Genomic DNA, 22065 nt, shown 5'->3' with positions numbered 1-22065 from the left:
TGCACTTCACAGCGCCGGGACAGCCGACATCGCCGGCGCCGCCGACCGCACCGGCTCATGCTGCTCGCGAAGCTGCGACAGCACCTCAACAATCGCAGCAACGCGCTGACTGCTGACCGCATCCGCAGCAAGAAACGCGCGAAGCGTGAGAGTGTCCCCGTCGCCAGGCCCCTGAAAGGCCCAGTAGTTCGCACCCGGCGAGACCGACCTGCCCATCGCCGCCAACAACGCCTGCCGCTCGCCATCGGACAAATGTTCCGCGCTGGCGTTGAAGGTCTCCTCCACCAGAATGCCCGCATCCCCGCCGCGCAGCACCACGAAGCAGGCATCGCCGTTGAAGGCCTTGATCATTTGCTGAACATCCGAACCGCGCAGGCCCGAGCCTGCGATGTTGTCGGGGATGAACACTCCTCCCCAGTCGGTCAGGAACGTGCAGTCTTCCTCACGCACGACAGCCAGGGCCGCCGGCGTGGTGGCCCCCCACTTTCTCACCTCGATCGGCCCAGCATCACTCAAGGCCCTGGCCCGACCGTTGTCACGATCCGAAACCAGGGAATGCGCCGCCTTGGCCTCCAGGATGGCCGATTTCAGCGTCGAGTTGAGCGTCAACGTCTCCTGCGCCCGCGTCAGGGCCACGTAGAGCAGGTGCATCTCCTCCTGGAACGCGTCGATGTCGCCCTTGGCTTTCGCCTGTTGGAACTTGTCCCAGTCGAAGAACTCGCCCAACACGACGTGGCGCCGCTCGAGGCCCTTGCTGCGATGCGCAGTCGCCAGCTCCAGGTCCGCCACGTCGGCGGGACCCGACGCGCGCTGCTTCAGATCCGCGATCCGCTCAGGGATCGTGTCCTTATAGTTCTCGACGAGATGACTGATGGACTTGAGCTCCTTGTCGTCCACATCCTCCATGTATTTTTGCAGCTCGTCCCAGCTCTTGAACTTCCGGATATCGGCGTCCTTGATCGCCGAAGGCTCATGCGCATAGAGGCGATAGGCGTCGAGGATGCGATCGACGCGATACTCCTTGATGCCGCCAGCGAAGGAAAGCGCCTTGCCTGTGGCCGCCATCGCGTGCTCAATCACAGAAGCGTTGGTGCGACCCAGAAAGGTGTAGGTGCCGATGCCCTCCGGCTGCTCGTTATGGATCTGCGTGGCCGCGCCACACCCCTTCAGCTCCCGCTCCTCTCCGAGCTGGCGAAGGAGAAGATTAGCCACCCGCGCGACCTCTGGCCCGAACCGCCAGCTCTGTGTGAGCTGGAATTGCGCGCCCTCGAACGCTTCCATGGCATTGACCGCGCCTCGGAAGCCATAGATGGACTGATACCGATCACCCACGACCGCAAGCGGCATCTGCTGCCGGCGCAGGATACCCAGCATGATGGGGTTGGCGTCCTGTGCCTCATCGAACAGCAGATGGTCGAACGGCAGCTCTTGGTTCCGCTGCGAAAACAACTTGAGGTAACCATCATGAGGCATCGGGATCACCTCATTCCGGCTATCGCACGCATCCTTCCAGATCTGGAGAGCCAAATCCCGTTCCGTCCCCGACGACATGACGTCCGTGATGCGCTCACGGTCCGACGAAAACCACGCTCTGAGCCCCCTGAGTGCGGAATGCGCCAGCTTGTTGTCCACCCCGTACGCCTGCGCGATGCCAATCGGCTTCAGCTCCGACCTCGCCAGCTTGTGACGATACCGCCAGCCCACGTATTTCATCGCCAGACCGTGACCGGTGAAGGCTGTGACATTCTCCGGGAACCGTCCGCGAGCCTCCTTGGCGTTCTCCGCATTGAAGCACAGATATCCGAACTTCGTTTCCGGCCTTTTCTTCGTATATCCTACAAGTGTCGTTGTTTTTCCAGATCCAGCAAACGCGTTCACCACAACCCGCTCTTCCTTGGACGAAATGATGGCGCCCTGCTCTTGTGTCCACGACTTCTTCGACTGCTCCTGCGACATGGCCGAACCCCTGCGGTAAGTGCAATGGATCAGCTCCCGGCCAAGTGCCGGGAGCGCTCTTCGGTTCAGCGGTCCATCCCAGACGAGGCTTGCACGGACGGCATGGACCGGACGGGCCGGTCTCCGAAGACATGCGCCATGGCCTCCAGACCTATCTGCTCCGCCCTCACCCCAAGGGAAGTGTCTACAGCCGCGATCTCCGCGTCATCTTTCCCGGGCAACATCCTCACGAGCCTGGGATCCTCCGGCAGAAGAGCATGCACGCTCGCATCGGAGCGCTTCTTGAGATCAGAGCCGCTCATATAGGCTGAGGAAACCCCGACTGCCCCAGGGAACCATCCACCGCCGGCGGTGAGCAACCCGCGTTGTTTGAGCTCCATCCCCTCCGCCACGGAACGATAGACGCCATAGATGGAGCCAGGCACGACCACCGCGCGCAGATCGCCGCTACGAAGCCCTCGCGCCATATCGAGGATCCTGACCTTGTCCTCCGCGAGGAGATCCCGGTCGAAGCGAAGCCTCTCCAGTTGCTCTTCGACCGGCTTCTCCGACATGGCCCCAATGATGGCCCCGGCGGCGTACGCCGACCCGACCTTGTGCGTTTGTTCGTAGACGAAGAGCCGCATCGCACTAAAGCCAAGATCCTCCCGCACATCGCTTCCGATGCGCGGGAGGTCCACACGATCCTCATACCTGCTGAGCCCGACCATCTGACGCAATTCGGCAGTCACAGGATTGAACAGTCTCCCGTCGTCCCCGCGCGCCAGATTGCCGATCATCCAATGGCAAGAGACCCTTCCTTGGCGGTCCTGGACGGCCACTCCGATCTTGCGCTCCTGCACGACACCGTCTAACGCCAGCGGGTCAAACGTCCGCGCCACCTCGCCCACGTGGTCGGGCGACAGAGGAACCGCTTCGCCAGGCTTGACCACCGCGACGCGCACGAACCCCGGACTAAGAGCAAACGCCTGCAGCACCCCCTTCTCGATGGCCTGATACGGCGCATTGGGCTCACCCATTTTACGGGCCCACCTCGCCTCCAGCGTCATCGAACCGCCGATGCGATAGACGCCGTCGAACCCAGCCACCGCTCCCACCTGGTAATTCTCCAGATCGGAGCGCTGGGCAAATGAGGCATGAGCTCGCCCCAGACGCTGCTCGTACGTTTCGCCCTTGTGGGGAGCCATAAGCTCCGCCGCCTGCTCCGCGCTCATCAGCGCGATCCGCACCGATTCACCGCTCAATACATTCGTGCCGTCGAGCACGATCCCGCCGGCACGTTCGACCTTGTTCTCGATCTGAAGCACCACGTTCGCATGAGCCTCGACAGCCTTACTCTGCGTATGGACCGGCACAGCGGCCGCGCGGCTCTCCCCGCGGGCCTGTTGCGGACGCGCCGCCGCCCCAGAACGCGGAGGCGTACGCGCAGCGGCTGGTGCGGGTGGCGTGCCTGCCTCCGCGTTCTGGGGCGGACGGGGCGACCGTTCCGACCGACTCTCCGGCCTCAGCTGGTACGGATGCCCCTTCGGCCATTCTTCCGCCGGCGGCGGGGCGGAGCGCGCAGCGGGAATCCGCTCGCCATGCTGGTCGCGGATGCCCCCGGAGCCATTGGCCGCAGCACTGCCCCCACCCGAGGTCTGCGGAGGTCGCGGGTTCCGGAGAGTGGGACGCGTGCGGTCGTTCATATCTATCCTCACGGCTGCTGTTCTATGAACGGCGCGAGTCTACCATAAAATTCAGAATGTCAACGATAATGTCTCATATTGTTGCGCATTATAGCCTTAAACAGCCACATTCTGACATGATGGAGCATTTATTGGAACTGGCGCGCGATTTCCGCATCGCGGCCGTCCTCATCAGTCGGAGGCACCCCACGAAGGCGTATATTCATACGCAGGTGCACAGCCGCCCTCGCCAAGCCGGGCTGCAATTCCCGCAGCGGCAGCGATCTCATTTGCGTCCTCGTAGGACAACTTGAGCTCTCCGCCAGCCGCCGAGAAGATTTTGGCCGCCATCTTCAGCCCGTCCGAGTCCACAAGGTCGCAGAAGCGCCCCTCCGCCACAGCCGCTCTCAGAAGCGTGGCGACATGGGACCTGTTGTCCGCAGGCACCCGAAACACCTCATCAACATCGTCCACATTCTCACTCGTGTAGAGCTTGCCGAGCTCGAACACCGCATCCCACAGCGACTGCGTCGGCAGGCGAGGATCGCCCGGAGACAATACCTCCGCGTCGCGCTCCGCCTCCTGTTCCGTCCAGTAGCCGCTCATGCTCGCCGGCCAAATCAAGAGTTCGTACTGGAAATCCGGTCCTCTCTTGAGGCCGACGATGGCGATCTGCCCCGCAGGGGCTTCCCGCTCGTTGAAATCGCCGACATCAAAGACTGGCACATGCAGCAACAGACGCGAGCCCGGCGGCAACGGGTGCACCATAGGAGTCAAGGCTTCCATGGATCAATCTCCCTCAGGAACCAACACCATCTTTCGCGGTCATCAGGCTGTCGGGAATGGACGCATCGAATTGCGCGCCGACCTTCTCGGGATCAAACACATACTTACGCGCCTCGGCCAGGACTGCATTCGGCGCCTCTTCGATGAAGGGCTCGAGGATGGCCTCTCCCATGCGCATTTCCGCGCGCCAATGCTCGTAGAGGCCCGCCGCCTCCGCGCAAGGCGTCGCAAGGCCGACGTACACGAGGAAGCGCCAAAGATTCTGGTCGACGAAACGCATCCACAGGAAGCCGTTGGGTGGAAAAATTCCGGATTTCCGGGTTTCCACGAGGGAGTGCGCCAGCACGCCGGCGATGAAGCCGTGGCCCGCTAGGATCGGATCAATCACAGTCTGCGGACGATCCTCGGCCACCATCACGATAGGAATCTTTGCGTTGGCCAGCTTCTCCACCTCCCCAGGTGCGCCTTCGCCCGTGATCAGATAGACGAGGGCCTCGCGGGCACCCTTGACCTCGCTGAAGGCTTCAGCGCGAGGACGGGCCGCAGGCCCTACAGGCTCGTTGAGGAAGGCCGCGAGGCTCACCTTCGGCTTCTCGCCGAAATTGTCGGGCGTGATGTCAAGCACCACTTCCCGCATTCCTTCCGCGTCTTCCGACCGCACAGCCTCGTTGATGGCGCGCCAAATGTCGCGCATGTAATCGTCCACGTCCCGAATATTCTTCAAGAACAGCTTCTCGTCCTTGCCGGCCATCGCATTGATGCGGGTCAGTGCTGCGAACAGCAGCACCGCCTGATGCCACGGCAGCGCCGCCACCCTCTCGCGGATCTCCGCCGGAGACGCGATCCGCTTAGACCGCCGCTCGGAGGAGTCGAAGCACCTAAGGAAGGGATTCGGGTCACCGAAACGGGCCTTTAGGCCATCGCGGATTCGCTCCTGGTCGAAAACCGGTGTCCCGTCGGATCGAAAGGACGTGGCCCCCACAGAGCGGAGGAACTCTTGAGCTGTCATCGGCATTCCTGCCGCGCCACGGTCCTGCGGGTAGGCGCTCATATCGAAGCGCAAGAAGAAGTCATTGTGCGGATAGAGGGCCGACACCTTGCGCATAATGTCCCGGTAGCCGGGAGGCTGCTCGTGCGCAGTGAAGGAGTCGATGTGGTTGGCGATCACCTTCTTATAGGCCGAGTAGCCCATCAGGCCGACCAGGACCGAGAGCAACATGCCGAAGGGGATGCTTGAACGGAAAAGTGCGGCGAACTCATACCCCCCCCCCCACGGCACGCTAAAGAAATACTTACCCCATCCCGTCAGCAGCCAAAGCCCGCCCGTCTCGACCAGCCGCACCACCCGGTACACCGGCCCCAACACCGGGTTGACGACGAGCCATAGCACGCCGCCAACAAGGGTCAGCAGTCCGACCGAGAGAACGAAAAGCCACCAGTCGCCGTATTCGGGACGCTCAGCCATCTGCCCCCTCACATCCCGGGAGCGAAGGACAGCGACGAGACGTGCGATGCCTGCAGTTCCTCCGGCTCCCACCGCCCGTCATAGGACGTGCTTGTCGCCGGAACGAACTCGTTCAGTTCGACCTGAACCCCTGCCTCTTCCAGGGCCGCGCCGAGAATGGCAGTCGGCCCGCAGTCCGCCGCTGCATGGGCACCGATGAGGACAACTGCGGGCCGCTCCGCAGCAGACTGCTCCGCGACCAGCCAGGCCGCCACCGCGGTCATTTCCCGCGCCCAGACAAGGGCGCCACGTTTCATGGCAGCGGCCACGGACTGCACATACTCTGCTCGTTCCACGATGTGGGGATCGCCGGCGGGGACCTGCTGCCGGAGCTGCACGTCGGATCGGTGATGGAGCACGACGACATCCACCTCTTGCTCGTCGAGCATGCTGCGAATATCCGCGGCCTGGCCTGCGAGGATCCGTGCTGTGAATTCAGCGTCGCCGTCCTTGGCGTCCAAGTCCGCATAAATATCGCCCGGACGCACGATCACCAACAGCGGAAGATCGCGATGACCAGCAGGGCGGACCTGGGTCGGCTCGAAGGGAATAACATCGAACCGTTGCAACTGCAGGCGGTTACCCTGCTCGAACCGCTCGAACGCGGCGAGGAAGGGCCAGTAGTCATCCATGCGCCGGGACAGTGAAGCCGCCCTCGGAAAGCCGGCATAGGCGTCGGCGTCCCGCGATGCCTCCTCGAACGTCTCGCGATCGGACCAGATGGCAGGGCTGTTGTAGATCTCCCTGACGCGAGCCGCCCAGGCCCCACGCATCTCCTCCACATGACTGCTGGGCAGGCTGCTGATGCGCACTCCGGTCGCAAACTGCTTGAGGCCACATTCCGTGGCCATCGGCCCGACCTGATCCCAATCGTATTCCATCGCCTTATCCTTCACATCCCGCGGACGAAATCCCGATGAACGGCAGGCGGAGCTCTGCCGCCTGCGCCAGTGTCGCCTTCCACTCAGTTGGACGTGGCCCAGTAGGTCACGCCACCCACGACGACGCCGATGATCGTGAGAATCGAGCCGATGACGAGAGCGATCGCGCTGCCCCCGACATTCTCGCGCGAATTCTCATTCTGGACCGCGTCGTACAGCTTCTTGCCAGACACCCCGGCGAGCGCCAGGCCGACGACGGCAGCGGCGATCGACACGATCGTGGCAAAATTGCTGCCGAGCGTGGAAACGCCGGTCGTCGTGAGGTTGGACGAGGCCGCCGTCGTGCGCGCCTTGCTCAGGAACTCGATCGGTGCCGAGGGCGAACCGTCGTAGGCCGCCACCGGCATCGCGTTCAGCAGCAGCAGCGTTCCGCCGGCGAGACCTGCGTAGTAGGCGTGCGACGCCCGGCGCACCCCGGCACGGGCCGCCCCGGCCACGATGCCGGCGGCCTTCAGCTTGTCGTTCTGCAGCATATGACCTTCTCCTATTCAGCTGCGATGCTGGATGTGCGCCCGCCGGCATCGGCGAGCAGTTCTCCCATCAGCTGATCCACGATCAGCTTCGGGATCTGGGCGTCCTGATCACGCACGGAGGACTCGACACGGAGCCAGTGCTCCTTGGCTGTCGCCTCCGGATAGCGCAGGGCGAGGATCCGAAGGGCCTCGCTGACCGGCACACGACGGTAAAGCTCATCCCGGACCAAACGGTCCCGCGCCCGGGTGGTCAGCGCCCACAGTAGGCGTGGCCCCATGAGGTTCTTGAGCGTGGTCCAGCGTTCCTCGTCCTGCATTTTGTAGCGTACGAGAAAGTTCGCGCCTTCGCCTGCCCGCGGACCATGCACATGCTGCTCTAGCTGATGGCGCACGGCATCGGAGAAATCGAAGACCTCCTGCGCCTTCGAGCGGATCTCGGCGCTGTCCGCATTCAGGATCATGACCGTGGAAGCCATGTCCTTCAGCTCCGAGAAATCGGCGAGAAGCTGCGAGGCTAGGATGATCTCGAGCCCCCATTTCCGCCCCTCTCGGGCGTCGGACTTCACCAGCGCCAGGATCTCCGGCGTGCCCCCGGTGACATGGAACTCGTCCATAGCGAGGCGCTTCTCTGCCGCCGCAATATCCGCATATCGTGAAAGCCAGTATTTCTCGTAAACTTCGCGAACCGGACCGGAGGGGAACTGCATGGCGCGGATTTCGTCGGCATTGCCGGCGATCTTCTCAACGAACACCTGACGTGCCGCCATGAAGAACAGGGTATTGTTGCGCTCCGCCTCGACAGTTTTGAACCGGTCGATCACATCCTGAAGGTCAATGGACATGATACGCGCCTCTCCGATATCGAGGCGTGTAGAACCGGCGAAAATCTTATATTTCTCGATGGCCGTCTCGAGATTCCGCTGCGCGATCCGAAGCAGTTCTTCGGGAAAATCATCCCGCATCTCCTGATCGTTCAGGACGGTGGCCAGATCCTGCAGGCGAGGCATCGCATAGCGTTGCGCACGGGCCGCCAGCAACGGCTTGCCAGCCTGCATGAACGCATCGACGATTGACCACCATTTGGTGCGCTCCCTGAGCCGAACTCCAAGGGCCGCCGCTTCCCTGTCGAGCTCTGGGTCCATGCCAGGTTGCCAGAGATTTGCGCTGCTGGTGCTCGACAGCTCGAGGTCAGACTTGAGCAAATAGAGCCGGCGCACCAGCTTCGTGATGACGGCCTTTGCTAACTGCTCCTGTTGCAAATTGAGGATGACCGACAGAAAGTTCTCGATATAAACGGCCTCGCGCGCGAGCGGGGAGCGCCGCCCGAGGCCGAGCCCCAACGGGTTGATTCCGTGCTCCGGGATGTTCTGGAGCCGCACATAGATCGCCTCGTGCTGTTGGTCCTCGGGCAGCGAATTGCGAAGCAAATCGATGAAGCCAGATGAGGACACACCAACATCGATCACGGCCACAAATGGCAGGCGCATGCCTCGATTGTATGCGCAGAATTCAACGTTCAGACGATTGAGGAGCACCGACTTCCCAGAGCCTGACGTCGCATAGAGCAATGTTAGCCAGTAGTTTTGTAGGGGCGAGAACGCCTCGTGTGGCATTAGACGCCCATCGAGACTGAGGAAGACGCTTTCCCCACGTGTGAATACCGGCGCCGTGCGGTGGAAAGGAAGCATAACCGCCGCATGTGAAACAGGCGCCAGCGCAGGTCGCGATACGACGGAACGCGCCGTCATTCCGGGCACCGTCTCGGCCAGCGCCCTCATCGGGTGATGAGGCGCTTCTTGTACCATGGCGTCGCCCCAACCCATCAGGGCCCGCATCAGGAAGCTGCGGCGGCGCTCGAGGACCTCTTTAGGCTCCCCCGGTTCGATCCAGGTCGTCGCAATCAGGCGCAGCTTGCAGACAGTGTCCGCGTCCTTGTTGTGCACCTGCTCAAGAAGTTGAAGCGCCTTGAACAGATTATCGGTGTGAGGATTCGTCCAAGACGCCAGGCCTGCAAGCACCTTGCGAAGTCCCAGGCCGCTGCCTAGCTCCTCGAAATGGAAACAGACCCGGAACGGCATTGCCCCGACACGCTGACTGTTAATGCCGGAAAGCAACGCGTTGAAGTGCTGCAAGGTCTTTGGGAACACCGCCATGGAGACGATAGCGTAGCTCCGGCCCCCCATATCGATGGATCTGAGGTTGGCGCTTGCCAGAGCGGCGCTCGAGAGGATCTGCTGCGCCACAGGCGGCGCGAACATTTCCGAAATATCAGGGTCTACCGTTTCCTTGGCACCGGGATAAACCCGATCCGTTGCCCCGAACGGCGACCAGGTATCGGGGGTCTCGTGAAACAGGACCCCCTTGCGGATCTCCGCGAGATCTGTGCGCCGGTGCGGGTTGTCATCGTCCGGACCAAGGACGCGCACCTTGAGCCCCGCCGCCTCCATTGCGACAACGAGCCGCTGAACTGCGGCCTTGTGAGGCCCCTCCACACACGACATGGCGATGTGTTGCGGCTGGGCATTGCGCGCCGGCGGCAAGTCCATGCTCGCAGCGCGATTTTGAGCGCGCTCTGCATCCACGTCGGCCTTCAGCGCCACCGAAGGTGAGCTCCATAATGCCATCAGGATGCGCTCGCGCCGCGCCACGCGGCGCACCACCTCCTCGCCCTCATCAATCACCGCCTCAAGGCCGAGGGCCTTGCGCCGGGCATTGATGCGCTGCTCGACCACCAAGCGGCCAAGATCATCGCCGATGTTGCTGCTGCTCTCGAACGATACGGAAACTGTATGCCCGCTCGTCCGTAGCAGCTGCGCCAGGGATCCCACCACCAGTTGACGCTGGACCGATTCCTCGAACTCGTCCGGCGACAGGATCGAACGCACTCCTTCGATTGCGATGAGCGTGCAGTCGGATCCGTCATAGCCGTAGAAGATCGAATCCGCCGCCGCGAAGCCCGCCACGTCGCAATAACGATCAACCGCCCCGAAAGGCGAGCCGCTGCTGCGGCTGTTCTTTTTCCCGCCCAACGGCCACATTATTCAGCTTCCTCAATAAACACGATGAAAGGCCAGTTTCCATCGTCCTGCGGGGCGAACCGAGCGTCGTTGATGCCGTTTGCCTGAAGAAACCTCGAGAGAATTCGGCCCCGCAGCTCCACGTCCTTTTCGACGTAGATCTGCACGGTATCCGCTGTACCCAGAGCCTTCTCTTTGCCCTCGGCCGGCGCCGCCGCGATCACTCCGACGACCCGCTCCACCAGCCGGCGCGTTCTGGGATCACCAAGGCCGCCCAGATAGATTGCCCTGCAAGGCGTGTTGTCAGTTTCGGGCATCGTGTTCACCCAAAGAACAGCATGCTGGATCGGGCGGCGATGACGCCCGAAACTGACAAGAGGGATCCGCACACCAGCGCCACAATCCAACCGAGCGGTTTGTCCTCGTCGTTCTGAACAGAATGATAGATTTTCAAGAGCGCGAAGCCCGCCATGGCGAGGCCCACAGCACCCATCATCGCCGCGAGGGAAACCGCGACCCCATCCGCGCTATCGACAAGGCTCCCCAGCAGGTCTGGAATTGTTTTGGAGGTGGCAACCATGTCCGCCCCCCTACTTCCGCTCACCCTCGGCGGCGCGTGTCAGCGCCGCCGAACGGATCACCTGCTCGATGGGGACAGTCACGGGCTGGATGAAGACGATTCCGAGCCCCATTCCTCGCGGAGAGCTGATAGTCGCCGGCTTGCTGAACACCTGCGACGCCGCGGAAGAGAGCGCCTGTCCCACCGGCTGCAGTGCCGCCATGCCCGCCTCCAATAGTGTCGGCGTGCTCGGGACCTGCATATAGGCACCGGAGGATGTCACGTAGTAGGATGAGTTGTTGGACACCATCTCCTGTCCCACCTGCCCCGCGCCCTGTATTAAACCCGCCACCAGCAGGCCCGAGTAACGTTCCAGGGTGTGGTAATCCACTTGCGCGGCTATGCCCGTCCGCCCATCCGCGTCGGTGATCCCGAGCCCGCGGATCGGGATCTGGTAGCCGGATGGTAGGATCAACGAGTTGAATGTGACCGCTGCCTGGTCCTTGTTGTAGGTGATCTGTCCGAGCACGCGGGCGCCGTGCAGCGGCCCGGTCGCCTGGCCGTCGCGATAATCGAAGATCGTTGCGAAGATGGGCGCCTGCGGATCCGTCGAATTGAAGCCTCGGTCGAGTGTCGCCCAGGCGACGTCGCCGCTGCGCGCCGCCAGGATCGTCTCGCTGCTGCTGCCCCCCGACATCCCCGCGCCGCCCGCCCCCACCCCACCCGCGGCTGCGGCCTGGACCTGCGGCTTCGCGAACGGCCGACTCACGAATCCCCCCTCTGGCGGCTTCATGATCGCCAGGATCTGCGACTCCACCTGCTTGCGGATATCCTGGTCCGCGAGCGGCTGCGGGTAGGCATAGATGATCGTCGGAGTGCCGAACGTGGCAGGGGGCGCCACGGTCGGCTGCCCGAGCGGGCGTGGAAGAGGTACTTGCTCCCGCCCGAGTTGCGGCGTGAACTCTGGCGGAACCTCCGTCTTGCGCGGCGGCTCCGTGGCCACGATCACCGGCGGCGCCTGATATGTGCCTGACTTCGCCTGCGCTGCTGCAGCCTGTTCCGCGTTGACGACGGCCCTCTTGCTCGCCTCGGACGGACCAACCGGCGTCAGCGGGTTGTTGCGCGTCGTCGGCGCCCGCTCCAGGGAGGTTGTCGCGACGCCTCCTTGATCCTCACTCCTCTTGTCGACCAAAACCATGACGACACCGAATGCCACCACGACACCCACCGCCCCCAGAACCAGGGGCCCCTTCCCCAGCTTCATGCCATCCTCCTAGAGCCCGAGCGTCACTGTGCGCTCCACGCCGCCATCGAGAACGACGCGAATGCGAGCGATGGGCTGTGAGAACCGCCACACGAACACGCCGTCGGCGCCGGCGCCCATGGCGTCAAACTCAGGGTGGATCACTTGGACAGGACCGCGTAGGTAGAGCCGCCCTCCGTACATCCACGCCGAGAGTCCACTCATGTCGGCATCGATTCGATCGGCACCCTTCGGCGGCACACCCGCGACGAACGCATCCAGCTCCGGGTCCACCCCACGCGGGACCGCCGGCGCGCTGCTGTACGCCCGCATCAGCGCCCGCTTCTGCCGCACCGCCTCCTCCTGCCGCGCCTGCGCGGCAGAAGCCGGCGATGCCCCCGTCAGACGCACAGTCACCGGCAGGTCCAGCTTGCCAGCGCCGAAGCCGCTCTGGGCGATCAGGACGATGGGGGTCGCAAGACCCTCAAGGGTCACAGCGACATTGCCAAAGGTCTGATATCTGCAGGGCATCAGGTTGATCGTCGTCGGCCGGGCGTCCGTGGCCCCGCCCTGCTGCTGCGCAGCCTGGTTTCCGCAGCCCTGCCCGTCGAGCGCGAACGTCCTGGGATCATAGGCCACCGCCGCGATCGGCCACGGCTTGCCAGCCTTATCCAGAAACGTGACAGGCGTGACGACGTTCATCGCCAGCGTCACCTTGTCCGGCACGCGCTGGGACGCATCCGAGATCTGGATGATCCGTGGCGCCGGCTCCGGCAGGCTGTCCTTCGAGAGGCCCGGCCAGTTGGCGGCCGATTGTGCAAGCAGCCCACTGTCGCGCAGCTGACCGATCTCCGCCGGAGTGAGCACAGCGCCCTGCGACTCCCGCACGATGCCAGCCCTGACCGCATCCAGCTCCGCCTGCGTCATCGGTCGCGGCGGCATGTTGCCGGGCTGCGGATTTGGCGTGCACACATAGCCCTGCGGGCAGCTGTAAATCACCTGGCCTTGCACCGGCTGGCCCTGTGAGGGGAACCCCGGTTGCGGCGTCATGGGCCCGCCCTGCGCCCGGGCTGCCACCGCTGCGCCCAAATATGCTGCCACCGAGGTCAGCACCACGATGACGAATGGAACGCCCATCTCAGAGCCCCCCTTCCGAGTTGATCCTATTGAGCTGGTCAGACGTCAGCTGCTTACTGATCGCGCCATCAATCGCGACACCGTTCGGGTTGAGCGGGGACGGCTCAACCCGGACAATGGTGAACACCACCAAGCGATTTTCGCGTCGCGAACTACTACTGGTCTGGTAGTATATAGTCAGCGGCACCTCGACTTCCCACCAATACCGGCCCAGCTGCTTGCCGCTGCGGGTCACGTTCGGGGGAGCCATAGTGACCGCGGATACTATCAAATAGTTGTCCACGACCACCTTGATCAGCCCAGACTTTTGCAGATCCGCCCTATACTCGTCGCGCCCGTGTGGGGTAAAATACTTATCTAACGCACTGTTTAGATATGGCCGCCAGTTTGCATAATCAAAATTGTAGACATCAACCGCTGCCGTGGCAGCGAGGTCCTTCAAACGGGCGGCACTGATATTTGGCTCGTCGAGAGGAATGGCCTCACATACCGCCTTAGCATCGCTTGTCCAAAGAAATTGCTTCACCGGGAAGCGCCAAATCAGCCCATAAGCCAGTATCAGATTCAGGACCACCGACGCGGTAAGTACCATCCCCATAATGGAAATGACCGACCAAAGGTATTTCTTGAGCCGCTCTCGCAGTTGGTGCTCTTCTTGAATCTGTTCTTTGGTCTTGTTGCCCTCAATGACCGTCACGGTTCGCCCCCCGACGACGTTACGACACCGCTCTGCACCAGAGTGCCGGCGCAGCCAGCTACACCGCCGTCCGCGACGAAGGCGATGACATCCGCTGTCGCCACCAGCCGGGCACCCACGACGACGTTGACGCCCATGGAGCCGACAAGCACGCCGAGCATGACCGCCACAAGGGTTGCGAGAGCCACCACCCCACGCACGGCGCGAGAGGGGACCGGCGGCCGAGCCGCCGGCGGGAACCCAAATGCCGGAAACGCTTTTCGAGCCATGTCAGCCGCCGCGATAGATCTGCGAGAGCTTCATCAGCACGTCCGGATCATAGCCGACGTAGATGGTTGCCTGCCCGTCGGGCCGCGGCACCACGAACGTCGGGACCCCCAAGGTCGTGGCACCCGCGCTCTTCAGCGCGGCCATGGTCAGCCCGAAAATCTCACCAGCCACGTCAAGCGCGCGATCAGCGCCCTCCGTCGGCGGCGCCGAGAGCTTCGCCCCCCCGAACACCTGCGACAGCGCCGCACGTCGGTCGGAGGCCGCCAGGATCCCCCGCGCGAGCCCACGCCCGCCTTCATCATCTCCCAGCGCCAGCACCGGGACCCAGTTGAGCGGGAGCTTGTCGTTGAGCACCTCAAACGCCTTGTGACAGTATGGACACCGGGGATCAAAAAAAACCTGGATCGCCCTCTCCGGTGACGTGCTGCCGTAGGCCGGCACCGACTGGAGCTGCGACAGCAACTGGAACATCTGCCCCGCGAGAGCGGCATCCGGCAGCGTGAACGCCACGGAATCCGCAGTTCGAACCAACCGCACCGCAGGATCTCCCGCGGTCACGATCGCCGAACCAGCCGGCTGAGGCACAGAAGACGGCTGAGGCGCAACGCGCGGAGCTGCTCCCCCCGGAGCAGGCGCCGGCTGCTGCCCCACATCGAGACCCTGTTGCCGCCTATTGCTCGGCCGCTGCGCGTACTGCGGATCGGCTCGCGCCGGCTCTCCATACGGCCGCGCAGGGCCTTCCTCGGGCTGCGGGAGTTCCACAGGCTGCCGCGTCGGATTCTTGTGAGACCACGACGAACTCCACATCACCCGGCGACTTTCGGCCTCATCGAGGCGGATGATCGCGTAGCCCGCGATGCCGGCCACCGCCACCAGTGCGCCGGCCCAAATCAAATGAGGAATGTAGCCGCTACGCCGCTGCCCTCTTGAGAGCCTGCGCTCCGACCCGTCCATATCCTGATGCGACATTCATCTGACCGTGGGTTTGCGTCACCTTCAACCAGTTTTTAGCCGATCCTCACCACAAGTCCAACACATCATGGCATTTAATCGCTATTTTATCCGAGCTTCCTCCATATGAGCGCCATCTATGCGCCATTTACCCGGATTAAAAGCGCATGTCGGTCAGATTCGCATTCTCTCGCCTATTCCCCCTGCCATTTCTCCACACTGCACGCACCCTGCGCGATGCATGCCGAAATACCGCAGCCCGTGCGCGGCCCCATGTCGACGGGGGGCGTGGATCCATCGTCAACGCAATCGTGCTCTGGAGTGGCACCGAGGATCCAAGTGTTGAGGGACACCCTGCCGCACAGACCCACCGCGACCATGACGCCTGCGATCCTGTGGATCTGCGCACAGAAACCAGCGAAGTTTCGAGTACCGGTTCTGGGCATCAAACCGCCGACGCAAGCCCCTCATCGCCGCAGGCCGCTGCGCGTAAACACCGTTACATCGCCCGCGACATTGTGGTACTCATGTCCTGGCTAATGATCATCGGAACGGCACTTGCCTGCGCCTTCGATTCCGCCTGGACTATGATTGTCGTCCTCTTCTTGCCGTTTTCCATGTTGCCCTTATCATTGGCACATTGGATAAGGGCAAATCACCTGCAACGGGCGGCGGATGAGCAAACTTGAGACCGAGAATCAAAGGACCGCACACATGACCGATAAGCGACCCGGGAAGCCGTCATCAATGGGCCTCGCGGCCGGCGTGATGGAGATCGTGCGGCTGGCTCAGGAAGTCTATGCACGGTACCACGCGTCCGTACCGTTCGAAGGGGGATTTGACGGCTTTATCAACCTTATCCGCTACGAAGTGGCCAAGCTTGATGGGGCCTCCGCGGCACAAAAAACCGAACTCCCGTTCTCCCCCAGCGCTGAAGAAGAAGAGGCAGCAGCGGAGTTCACGGAGCTTCCTGACAATGTGGCCTATCTCCCCTCTGGAATCCCCTCTGGAAAGCGCAAGCGGCACCGCGGCCGACTGCCAGCGAACCCCACCCCGGGGTCCGGTCCGGCCGTCTTCGGGCTCGAATGGAGCGCGAAGACGGCCCCGGAGCGGTTGTCCAGATTGTCCGTGTTTCCCGACCATCTGGTCTGCCTGGAATGCGGCCAATCTTTCACATCGCTTACAAAACATCTGCGCGCAACGCACGAAATCGAACCTGAAGCTTACCTCCGCAAATGGCGTCTGCCTTCTGGATACCCGCTTATCTGCTCCGATTTTCACAGGGAGCGTCAAGCGCACGCCAAAGAATCCCTACCGAGGACAATGAAAAATACGAAGAATGATTCGGATTCGTCTTCCGACTGATTGCCCTTCTGATAGCCGCAATCGGCTCGAATACCCCCGGCCTCTGGACCGGGGATTTCTTTAGTCAACGGTTTTAGGCCGAACGTTTCTTAGCCCCGCCAGCGCGCATCTGTTGCAGCATCTTCACATTTGCGCTCGCCCTGTCCGGCGGAAGATCCTTCTGGAAGACTTCCGCGGCCTCGCGGTCCTTGCCCTCGAGGACTAGAACCAACGCCAGCGTCTGACGCACCCGCGCGTCCGCCGCCGGACTACCGGCCGCGGCGCGCGCAACCTGTTCGGCTTCTCCCGGCTTACCCTCCATTGCCAGGCTCAGCGCCAAGTTTGCCTGCACTTTCGCGTCGCCAGGACGCAGATTGAGCGCACGACGAAAATACTCCTGCGCCATCCGCTGATCCCCCTTTTGCGCGGCGACCACGCCCTGAGCGGCCAGCACACTTGGATCTGGATTATCCGGGGTATGCGCTTTGGCCAACACAGACTCGGCCTCCGCCAAGTCGCCGACACCAATGAGGCTCTTACCATACGCCGCTCTCAACACACGGCTGTCCGGATTGGACATCGCCGCAATCCGCAGCATTGCAGCAGACTGCTCTCGTTGCCCGCGCGCTGCGAGCCCTTTGGCTTGGGCTATCACCCCCGCCTCCGGCGACATCGCAGTCGGCACCGACGCGCAGCCCCCAAGGCAGGCCATTGATACCGCCAATGATACCGCCAAGACCCCTTTCACCGCGAGCTTCACAGGCATCCTCCTAATTCACGGCCGAACTCACCTTCGTTGCCGGAAACTGCCGGCCCTCGCCCCAAATGATACGCACTGCTCCACCTCCACCCGCTCCCGTTGTTACCGTCGCCGAGTAACCACCGAATGAGGTGATTGTGGTACGCATGCTTTTCCCGCCCGCCCCAACCGTAACCGTGAGTTCATCTCCGGGCGTGACCAACACCTTATTTACATAGCTTAATTCTCCCCCCCCCCCGGCCTTTCCTGCGTAGTAAAGAGCCGTATTATTATAGGACGTCAGGCCTCCTCCCCCCCCACCTGGCCACCCTCCCGCCCCACTGAGTTCGATCGTGTCGTAGCAGCCGCAATCCGCACCATACGTCCCGCCCCCATATCCGCCACTTTCTCCGCCCGAGCCGCCCTGCCCGCCCGCGGCCACAAAGCTGCCACTGACAAGCCCGATCCCTCCCTTGGCGCCATCCGCTCCTTGGCCGTACAGGCCAACGCCGCCGCCGCCGCCACCACCACCTGCGGAGCCCCAGGCGGACGCTACAAATGGCATGACACCCTCTGTTCCTGCCCCGCCGCCGCCGCCGCTGCCATTGGTGCCGTGCGTTGTCCGCGACCAGCTGCCTCCATTGCCATCCCAGCCCCCCGCCCCACCGCCGCCAGCCGCATCAAAAATGTTCAGATTCCCCCCGGCGTAGCTCGCAAGAAACCCTATCCCTGAGTCGCCGCCACAGCCCCCGCCATCTTTTTTACCTCCGCACCCACCGATCCAAATACTCCCAGATGATCCGCCGCCATTGGCAGACACCAGCGTTTGACCGCTGCTATTCTTGACTGCGCTTTGCCCCCCCGGATATCCATCATAAAGAGGGGCTGATAGTTTCTTGATCGGCGCCGAAGCCCCCCCACCAACTGCCACGATCGAAATCTCTGTGACTAGCCCAGGCACCACCCATTTGTAAGTGCCCGGTGTATCGAAGATTTTCTCATTCGGATCCGGTATGGAGTTCCGGGTTGCAACGGCCGCCGTCACAGTCTTGGCGCTGGGCGAGCCATAAAATGCTGCGAACCACGGTGTATAGGTAACGTCTACAGAGACTCTTGTTACTTTCCCTGATCGTGTCGTATTTACCTTGACCACATCGCTTGCGGAGCTGAAGCCTGCAGACTTGACGTAAGCGTCCAACTGGCCAAGCGCGTATCGTTCGATTTCGGCATTGGTCGCTCCTCGCGCCGCTTCGCTGGCCGCCACCTCCGCCGCCTGTTGAGCCTTCTGGTAAAGGCCCGACAGGCGAGCCCAGTCGATAGCGAGCCCACCCATGCCGATGAGTGGAATGATGAGCATCAGTACGAAGACATGAACTGCGCCACGCTCGCTCTGGTACACCTGCAGAATACGTAGCATTAGAGCTTTGATGTTCATGCAACAGCCCCTATCACACTCTTCTCGCATCAGAAGATGCCACCCGATGCCATGATTTCGATCACCATCGGCACCGCGCCGACGATAAGCAACGGTGGAATAAAGAACACGATGGTTGGCACGGGCAGCATCGCGGCCCGACTCGCCGCCTTTTTTTCCGCGTTGGAGATCCGCTCCGCGCGTCCGGACGAGGCTAGGTTGCGGAAAGTGTCCGCTAGGGGCGTGCCCTGCTCTTCCGCCTGCACGATAGCGACGCAGGCGCTGCGCACATCAGACACCCCACATCTCCTGCCGAAATTGGCATAGGCATCCCGTCTGTCATCGAGAATCGACAGCTCCGACAGGAGAACCGTCACCTCTTCTGCGAGGAACGGCGATCGCGCACCGATGTCTGCCGCCATGCGCCGCATCGCGTCCTCGACGCTCTTGCCTGAGATGACCAGGATCAGCATGAGATCCAGAGCGTCCGGCCAGGACTCCCGGATAGATTCCGATCGCTTCTTGGCGTTGTCCTCGAGCCAGCGCTCCGGCAGCCACCAACCCATGTAGCCGATGCCCCCTACCATCAGCGCGCGGACCGGGGTCGACATGGCTTCGGGTTCAATCACAGCCGCGCAGGCGAAGCCGCCAAGGACGGCCGCGAAGGAGACCAATAGACGCGCGGCAAGAAACAGCGTTTCGTCGCGCGTGCGGCGCAGTCCGGCGGCCTGGAGCTTGTCCCGGATGCTCTTGGTCAAAAGCCCCCGCAGATTCAGGATCCGCGTCAAGGCTTCAGAGGCTCGCTCCTGCAACCTGACCGCGCGCGGCGTCACCAAGCCGCCTCCGGTGATTCCGTTCAGCACGTCGGTAATGCGGCGCTCCTTGGCGTCGGGCGTCAGCGCAATTCCCGCGGCAATCACCGCCGTTGCAGCACAGATTGCGGCAATCGTGGCCTGTGCGAGGTTCACCATCTGGTCACCTATATCTTCTGCATCCGGTTCATGATGAGAATGCCAAGGCCCATCCAGAGGGCGCCCGCGGCCATCGACACCTGGCCCAACGTCGTGGTCCACAACAGCGCCGTGCGGTCAGGTGTCATGGCGTAATTAAGGGCCAGCGCGCCCAATGGCATCAGCGCCAGGATCCGCACGGAAAACTTCGCCTCCTGCGTCATGGCGGCAATCTTGTCCCGCAGCTTGACGCGCTCCCGCATAGTGTTCGCGAGGTTCTCGAGGGGCTCGGCAATGCCTCCCCCCTCGACGGCCTGAATGGAAATTGCCAGAGACAGGAAGCGCGTCTCATCCGACTGCACGCGTTCGCTCATCTGCTCAATTGCTTCAGCCAATGTAGCGCCGAGCTGCTGCGCATCAGCAACACGCTGGAACTCATCGCGGATCGGGCCCCGCATTTCGGTCACGATCAGCCGGACACAATCGTTGATATACAGACCGGCACGCACGCCGCGGACCATGAGGTTGAGGGCCTCGGGCAGATCCGCGACAAATTCACGGACGCGCCGCGCCCGCAGGGTGTCCAGTGCTTTCTGCGGCACCAGATAGCCCGCCACGGCGCCCACGAGGACCGCGGCCGCTACGTTTATCGACATCACCACCAGGCCCGCGAACACCGCCACTCCGCAGCCAATAGAGGTGTAGATGAACCTGCGCTCCGACCACTTCAGGCCGGCCTGTTCAAGCACTTCCTTCAATGGCCGCCGCCGGTTGCGGTCCTGCTCGCGCTTGCGCATCTCCGCAATGCGCTCTTCCATTTGCTCGAGCCAGATGCGGCGCTGCTCCTCGCCCGAAATGGGCGCCTGGGCGATGATGGCGCGCCGACGGCGGTCCACATCCGCACCCGCGAGCATATCGGCGTAGAACAGCGCTGCCACAGCGCTCATGGCCGCGATCGCCGCCAGAATGCCCGCGAGTGTGCTCATGGGTGCGTCGCCTTCCGGAAAGTCGGATCCAGCTTACTGTTGGCATTGGCGAGCGCTTCGAGGAGCGCCTCGCCTTCGCCGTATTCGACCGCCCGTTCCCAGAAGCGGGGCTTGTTCACCCCGGTGCCCCGAAGGACGCCCGCCCGTGCATCCCATTTGAAAACGTCCTGCTTCGTGATCGCATCCCCCTCAATGCCGGTAATCTCAGTGATGTGGGTAATGACGCGGCGGCCGTCGGTGGAGAACTGGCGGGTCTGGATGATGACCTCCACCGATTCTGAGAGGTCCTGACGGATTAGGTGGCTCGGCATGTTGTTGGAGCCGGCCGACGTGCGCATCAGCGCCTCGAGGCGCGAGAGGCAGCGGGCGGGATCATTGGCGTGCACAGTGCCCATCGAGCCATTGTGTCCAGTGTTCATCGCTTGGATGAGATCAACTGCAGCCGCGTCGCGCACTTCGCCCACGATGATCCGGTGAGGCTTCATCCTGAGGGCATTCTTGACTAATTCCTGCATGCGGATTTCACCGGTGCCCTCGGTGCCCGCCACCCTGGTCTCCATCCGCACCACGTGCGGCTGCTGCAGCTGCAACTCCGCCGTGTCTTCGCATGTAATTACCCGCTCTGTCTCGTCGATCGCCCCCGTCAAGCAGTTGAGGAGTGTCGTTTTCCCCGACCCCGTCCCCCCGCTGATGATCGTGTTGATCCGCACGCGGCCGATAATGCGCAGGACCTCTGCGGCCTCCGGCGTCAACGACTTGAACGCGACGAGGTCCTTCAGCGTCAGCTTGTCCTTTCTGAATTTACGGACCGTCAGATGCGTGCCGTCCACCGCTATGGGGGGGATAACGACGTTGATGCGGCTGCCGTCCGGCAAGCGAGCGTCGCACAAGGGCGTCTGCGCATCCACGCGGCGGTTCACCGCCCCAACCATCCGCTGACAAATTCGGAGCAGAAGTTCCTCACTCCGGAAGATCAGGCCTGGGACGTGCTCCATCATGCCCTTGCGCTCGATAAAGATCATCCCGGCGCCATTGACCATGATTTCGCTGATGTCGTCCCGCGCGAGCAGTCCTTCAATCGGACCATAGCCGACGAGCTCGGCGACCAGCTCCTCCACGAGCCCCTCACGCTCTCCCTTCGACAGCCCGCCGGCATCGCTTTTCGATATCTCCACGAGCGCACCGCGCACGCTCTCCTTGTTCCGTTCCCGGTCAGCAGAGGAGCCCGTCTGGCTCTGCATCAGCACCAGGTCCCCATTTTGCTGCAGCCGCTCCGCCCAGCGCTGGCGCATCGGCTCAATGACAGCCGCGTCGCGAACGACCCCCCGGACCCGCACCTCTTCCTCTGGCGCCGGCCTGGGCGTCGGCACAGAAGCCGCCGACGTCGGAAGGGTGGTGGACACTTCGGGCCTGCGATTGGGAAACAGTGCCATG

21 protein-coding genes are annotated in these 22065 nt (G+C 62.7%); 2 read left to right on the top strand and 19 right to left on the bottom strand.

Annotation, left to right across the window (positions count from 1 at the left end; genetic code table 11):
* Nucleotides 1-6: 6 nt before the first annotated feature.
* The 14 genes from L0966_RS19895 to L0966_RS19830 all read right to left on the bottom strand — a co-directional run bounded on the left by L0966_RS19895 (nucleotide 7) and on the right by L0966_RS19830 (nucleotide 15216).
* Nucleotides 7-1956 carry a UvrD-helicase domain-containing protein gene (locus L0966_RS19895; protein WP_234053788.1) on the bottom strand — a complete coding sequence of 650 codons (1950 nt, stop codon included), beginning with the start codon at nucleotides 1954-1956 and terminating at the stop codon, nucleotides 7-9.
* Nucleotides 1957-2021: 65 nt separating this feature from the next.
* Nucleotides 2022-3266 (bottom strand): hypothetical protein, encoded by a 1245-nt coding sequence (locus tag L0966_RS19890; protein WP_234053787.1) that lies wholly within the window; start codon nucleotides 3264-3266, stop codon nucleotides 2022-2024.
* Between the two features lie 546 nt (nucleotides 3267-3812).
* Complete coding sequence (locus L0966_RS19885) at nucleotides 3813-4406, bottom strand: hypothetical protein (protein ID WP_234053786.1); 594 nt, start codon at nucleotides 4404-4406, stop codon at nucleotides 3813-3815.
* Between the two features lie 13 nt (nucleotides 4407-4419).
* Nucleotides 4420-5871 (bottom strand): hypothetical protein, encoded by a 1452-nt coding sequence (locus L0966_RS19880; RefSeq protein ID WP_234053785.1) that lies wholly within the window; start codon nucleotides 5869-5871, stop codon nucleotides 4420-4422.
* Nucleotides 5872-5879: 8 nt separating this feature from the next.
* Complete coding sequence (locus L0966_RS19875; protein ID WP_234053784.1) at nucleotides 5880-6791, bottom strand: hypothetical protein; 912 nt, start codon at nucleotides 6789-6791, stop codon at nucleotides 5880-5882.
* Between the two features lie 83 nt (nucleotides 6792-6874).
* Nucleotides 6875-7324 (bottom strand): hypothetical protein, encoded by a 450-nt coding sequence (locus L0966_RS19870; RefSeq protein WP_234053783.1) that lies wholly within the window; start codon nucleotides 7322-7324, stop codon nucleotides 6875-6877.
* Between the two features lie 11 nt (nucleotides 7325-7335).
* A complete protein-coding gene (locus tag L0966_RS19865) occupies nucleotides 7336-10362 on the bottom strand; it encodes a hypothetical protein (protein ID WP_234053782.1) in 3027 nt (1008 codons plus the stop codon).
* Nucleotides 10362-10658, bottom strand: coding sequence for a hypothetical protein (locus L0966_RS19860; RefSeq protein WP_234053781.1), 297 nt, complete (start codon nucleotides 10656-10658; stop codon nucleotides 10362-10364). Before L0966_RS19860 ends, L0966_RS19865 begins: the two co-directional genes overlap by 1 nt.
* A 5-nt stretch (nucleotides 10659-10663) precedes the next feature.
* Nucleotides 10664-10921 carry a hypothetical protein gene (locus tag L0966_RS19855; protein WP_234053780.1) on the bottom strand — a complete coding sequence of 86 codons (258 nt, stop codon included), beginning with the start codon at nucleotides 10919-10921 and terminating at the stop codon, nucleotides 10664-10666.
* A 10-nt stretch (nucleotides 10922-10931) separates the two neighbouring features.
* On the bottom strand, nucleotides 10932-12164 hold the full coding sequence (locus L0966_RS19850) for a DotG/IcmE/VirB10 family protein (protein WP_234053779.1): 1233 nt from the start codon (nucleotides 12162-12164) through the stop codon (nucleotides 10932-10934).
* Between the two features lie 9 nt (nucleotides 12165-12173).
* Nucleotides 12174-13280, bottom strand: a complete 1107-nt coding sequence (locus tag L0966_RS19845) for a DotH/IcmK family type IV secretion protein (protein ID WP_234053778.1) — start codon at nucleotides 13278-13280, stop codon at nucleotides 12174-12176.
* Between the two features lies 1 nt (nucleotide 13281).
* Complete coding sequence (locus tag L0966_RS19840; protein ID WP_234053777.1) at nucleotides 13282-13977, bottom strand: DotI/IcmL family type IV secretion protein; 696 nt, start codon at nucleotides 13975-13977, stop codon at nucleotides 13282-13284.
* Nucleotides 13974-14165 (bottom strand): hypothetical protein, encoded by a 192-nt coding sequence (locus L0966_RS19835; RefSeq protein ID WP_234053776.1) that lies wholly within the window; start codon nucleotides 14163-14165, stop codon nucleotides 13974-13976. Before L0966_RS19835 ends, L0966_RS19840 begins: the two co-directional genes overlap by 4 nt.
* Before the next feature lie 82 nt (nucleotides 14166-14247).
* The gene (locus L0966_RS19830; RefSeq protein WP_234053775.1) at nucleotides 14248-15216 is read right to left on the bottom strand and encodes a hypothetical protein; all 969 of its coding nucleotides are present in this window, start codon (nucleotides 15214-15216) and stop codon (nucleotides 14248-14250) included.
* A gap of 149 nt (nucleotides 15217-15365) precedes the next feature.
* Here L0966_RS19830 and L0966_RS19825 point away from each other — a divergent pair, with 149 nt between their 5' ends.
* Nucleotides 15366-15887 carry a hypothetical protein gene (locus L0966_RS19825; RefSeq protein WP_234053774.1) on the top strand — a complete coding sequence of 174 codons (522 nt, stop codon included), beginning with the start codon at nucleotides 15366-15368 and terminating at the stop codon, nucleotides 15885-15887.
* Between the two features lie 25 nt (nucleotides 15888-15912).
* Nucleotides 15913-16563 carry a MucR family transcriptional regulator gene (locus L0966_RS19820; protein WP_234053773.1) on the top strand — a complete coding sequence of 217 codons (651 nt, stop codon included), beginning with the start codon at nucleotides 15913-15915 and terminating at the stop codon, nucleotides 16561-16563.
* Between the two features lie 73 nt (nucleotides 16564-16636).
* Here L0966_RS19820 and L0966_RS19815 read toward each other — a convergent pair whose 3' ends face one another.
* From L0966_RS19815 to L0966_RS19795, 5 genes are read right to left on the bottom strand one after another with little or no spacing between them, the layout of a single operon-like run.
* A complete protein-coding gene (locus L0966_RS19815) occupies nucleotides 16637-17302 on the bottom strand; it encodes a hypothetical protein (RefSeq protein ID WP_234053772.1) in 666 nt (221 codons plus the stop codon).
* A gap of 10 nt (nucleotides 17303-17312) precedes the next feature.
* Nucleotides 17313-18716: a pilus assembly protein TadG-related protein gene (locus L0966_RS19810; protein WP_234053771.1), complete on the bottom strand. Its 1404-nt coding sequence runs from the start codon at nucleotides 18714-18716 to the stop codon at nucleotides 17313-17315.
* Nucleotides 18717-18745: 29 nt separating this feature from the next.
* Nucleotides 18746-19666 carry a type II secretion system F family protein gene (locus tag L0966_RS19805; protein ID WP_234053770.1) on the bottom strand — a complete coding sequence of 307 codons (921 nt, stop codon included), beginning with the start codon at nucleotides 19664-19666 and terminating at the stop codon, nucleotides 18746-18748.
* A gap of 8 nt (nucleotides 19667-19674) precedes the next feature.
* On the bottom strand, nucleotides 19675-20631 hold the full coding sequence (locus L0966_RS19800; RefSeq protein WP_234053769.1) for a type II secretion system F family protein: 957 nt from the start codon (nucleotides 20629-20631) through the stop codon (nucleotides 19675-19677).
* Nucleotides 20628-22064, bottom strand: coding sequence for a CpaF family protein (locus tag L0966_RS19795; protein ID WP_234053768.1), 1437 nt, complete (start codon nucleotides 22062-22064; stop codon nucleotides 20628-20630). The genes L0966_RS19800 and L0966_RS19795 overlap by 4 nt, the downstream gene beginning before the upstream one ends.
* Nucleotide 22065 lies beyond the last annotated feature (1 nt).

The sequence above is a fragment of the Xanthobacter sp. NM-59 genome (assembly GCF_021401125.1).
Lineage (GTDB): Bacteria > Pseudomonadota > Alphaproteobacteria > Rhizobiales > Xanthobacteraceae > Xanthobacter.
This window is presented reverse-complemented; position numbering and strand designations above follow the sequence as displayed.